Origin of the sequence: Streptomyces sp. AF1A (assembly GCF_047340315.1) — a bacterium.
In the GTDB taxonomy this organism is placed as follows: domain Bacteria; phylum Actinomycetota; class Actinomycetes; order Streptomycetales; family Streptomycetaceae; genus Streptomyces.
In genome coordinates, this window is sequence record NZ_JBLEBI010000325.1 from 1 (window position 1) to 3,379 (window position 3,379).

Here is a 3,379-nt window from a genome sequence, read left to right on the forward strand (position 1 = left end):
GTCGGGCCGCCCGCATCGCACGCCCCCGGCGACGATCTCCCCGAGCCCGCCCGAACGCACGGACGGAGAAAAACCGCTTGCACGCCCCCGTTAGACTTCACCCCATGGCCATTCTCCTCGCGCATTAGACGGCGGGAACGTCCTCAGCCGCCCACCCGCCAACCCCTTGTACGCCCTGGAGTCTGTCCGTGATCTCCGCCTCCGGTATCGAGCTGCGCGCCGGTGCGCGCGTCCTCATCGAGAACGCCACCTTCCGTGTCGCCAAGGGCGACCGCATCGGCCTCGTCGGCCGCAACGGCGCAGGCAAGACCACCCTCACCAAGTGCCTGGCCGGGGAGGGCATCCCGGCCGCCGGCACCATCACCCGCTCCGGCGAGGTCGGCTACCTCCCGCAGGACCCCCGCACCGGAGACCTGGACGTCCTGGCCCGGGACAGGATCCTCTCCGCGCGCGGGCTCGACGTCCTCATCCGCAAGATGCGCGAGAACGAGGAGCGCATCGCCAACGGCAAGGGCGCCACCCGCGAGAAGGCCCTCAAGCAGTACGAGCGCCAGGAGACGGAGTTCCTCACCAAGGGCGGGTACTCCGCCGAGGCCGAGGCCGCGACCATCGCCGCCGCGCTGAACCTGCCGGACCGCGTGCTCGGCCAGCCGCTGCACACCCTCTCCGGCGGCCAGCGCCGCCGTGTCGAGCTGGCCCGCATCCTGTTCTCCGACGCGGACACGCTGCTCCTGGACGAGCCCACCAACCACCTCGACGCGGACTCGATCAGCTGGCTGCGGGACTACCTGAAGACCTACCGCGGCGGCTTCATCGTGATCTCCCACGACGTCGACCTGGTCGACACGGTCGTCAACAAGGTGTTCTACCTGGACGCCAACCGCTCCGCGATCGACATCTACAACATGGGCTGGAAGCTCTACCAGCAGCAGCGCGAGGCCGACGAGAAGCGCCGCAAGCGGGAGCGGGCCAACGCCGAGAAGAAGGCGGCCGCGCTCAACGCGCAGGCCGACAAGATGCGGGCCAAGGCCACCAAGACGGTCGCCGCGCAGAACATGGCCCGGCGTGCGGAGAAGCTGCTCGCGGGCCTGGAGGAGGTCCGTCAGTCGGACAAGGTCGCCAAGCTGCGCTTCCCGGAGCCCGCGCCCTGCGGCAAGACCCCGCTGATGGCCGAGGGCCTGTCGAAGTCGTACGGCTCCCTGGAGATCTTCACGGACGTCGACCTGGCCATCGACAAGGGCTCGCGGGTCGTCATCCTCGGCCTCAACGGCGCCGGCAAGACCACGCTGCTGCGCCTGCTCGCGGGCGTCGAGAAGCCGGACACCGGGCAGGTCGTGCCCGGTCACGGCCTCAAGCTCGGCTACTACGCGCAGGAGCACGAGACCCTGGACCCCGACCGCACGGTCCTGGAGAACATGCGCTCGGCCGCCCCCGACATGGACCTGGTCGAGGTCCGCAAGGTGCTCGGCTCGTTCCTGTTCTCCGGCGACGACGTCGACAAGCCGGCCGGTGTCCTCTCGGGCGGCGAGAAGACCCGGCTCGCGCTCGCGACCCTGGTGGTCTCCTCGGCGAACGTGCTGCTCCTCGACGAGCCGACCAACAACCTCGACCCCGCGAGCCGCGAGGAGATCCTCGGCGCCCTGCGCACCTACAAGGGCGCCGTCGTCCTCGTCACCCACGACGAGGGCGCCGTCGACGCGCTCCAGCCGGAGCGGATCATCCTGCTGCCGGACGGGGTCGAGGACCTGTGGGGCTCCGGCTACGCGGATCTCGTCGCCCTCGCGTGATCGAAAGCCGGATCGAGCGGGATCGAGCTCTGATCCACTTCGTATGGATCATTCGGCCCATCCGTGATCCATCATCTGTGTGAGATCTCCTCGTATCGGGGTGTGTCGTACACGGATTTCGCGGCCGATGCCCCGCGCCCCAAGGGGTCGGCCGCCGCGCGGCGCTGACCTGGCACTTCGCGAGTCCACCCGTTCGGCCCCGTGGACACCACTCAATGGAATGCCTTATTCCGCTTGTGCGGATCCACTCCTGTCGTCACAACGATGTCTCACGGACCTTGCCGAATGGGTGGCCATCACGCCCCGGAGGGGTGATCATGAGGAGACCAGAGCGCACTTCCCATGAGGAGGCACGGGTGGCCGAGACTCTGAAGAAGGGCAGCCGGGTGACCGGCGCCGCGCGCGACAAGCTCGCGGCAGACCTGAAGAAGAAGTACGACTCCGGTGCGAGCATCCGGGCGCTGGCCGAGGAGACCGGCCGCTCGTATGGCTTCGTCCACCGGATGCTCAGCGAGTCGGGCGTCACGCTGCGTGGGCGTGGCGGAGCGACCCGGGGCAAGAAGGCCGCATCGTCCTGACTCCGGGCGGCCCATCGGCTTCGATGGTGGCCACCCGGTCGGCGATCTGATCGGCCGGGTGGTTACTGTGCAGTCACTTAGCTCTGCTCTGCTGACCGCACCCATCGGAGGCGCCCCATGGCTTCGCCCGACCAGGACCTCGCTGCCGTACTCGACAAGGACGGCGTACGGCTCACCGTCGACGACGCGCTCGCGACGGTGACGCTGACCAACCCGGCCAAGCGCAACGCGCAGAGCCCCGCTCTGTGGCGGGCGCTCACCGAGGCCGGTCGGCTGTTGCCGGGCTCCGTCCGCGTCGTCCTGCTGCGCGGCGAGGGCAAGTCCTTCTCCGCCGGACTGGACCGGCAGATGTTCACCCCGGAGGGGATCCCGGGCGAGCCGACCTTCACCGAACTCGCGCGTCGTGACGACGCCGGGCTCGACGCGACCATCGCCGAATTCCAGGAGGCGTTCACCTGGTGGCGGCGCAACGACATCGTGTCCGTCGCCGCCGTCCAAGGGCATGCCATCGGTGCCGGATTCCAGCTCGCGCTCGCCTGCGACCTGAGGGTCGTCGCGGACGACGTGCAGTTCGCCATGCGCGAGACCAGCCTCGGCATCGTCCCCGATCTGACCGGCACACACCCGCTGGTCGGCCTGGTGGGGTACGCCCGCGCGCTGGAGATCTGCGTGACCGGGCGGTTCGTATCGGCGCAGGAGGCGGTGGCGACCGGGCTGGCCAACCTCGCCGTGCCCGCCGACCAACTGGACGCAGCCACGCACGACTTGGCCGCCGCACTGCTGGCCGCACCGCGCGACGCCGTGGTGGAGACCAAGGCGTTGCTGCGCGGTGCGGTCGGCCGTACGTACGACGACCAGCGTGCGGCGGAACGAGCGGCCCAGGCCCGCCGGCTGCGCGACCTGGCCGGCCTCGGCGAGTAGCCCCGACCACGGCCCGCGCACGAACCGACCGCGCAGTCCCGACGCGCCCTTCATCGGCGCCACTCGAGCCACGCAGCCCTGACCCGGCCTTCG

At 70.0% G+C, this 3,379-nt stretch carries 3 protein-coding genes; all 3 read left to right on the forward strand.

Annotated features, from left to right (window positions below):
• Positions 1-188: 188 nt before the first annotated feature.
• Entirely contained in the window at positions 189-1,787 is a 1,599-nt protein-coding gene (locus tag ACLU3S_RS36375) for an ABC-F family ATP-binding cassette domain-containing protein (protein ID WP_413956251.1), read from the forward strand.
• A 356-nt stretch (positions 1,788-2,143) separates the two neighbouring features.
• A complete protein-coding gene (locus ACLU3S_RS36380; RefSeq protein ID WP_004002281.1) occupies positions 2,144-2,365 on the forward strand; it encodes a helix-turn-helix domain-containing protein in 222 nt (73 codons plus the stop codon).
• Positions 2,366-2,482: 117 nt separating this feature from the next.
• Positions 2,483-3,286: an enoyl-CoA hydratase/isomerase family protein gene (locus ACLU3S_RS36385; RefSeq protein WP_413956252.1), complete on the forward strand. Its 804-nt coding sequence runs from the start codon at positions 2,483-2,485 to the stop codon at positions 3,284-3,286.
• Positions 3,287-3,379: the final 93 nt, after the last annotated feature.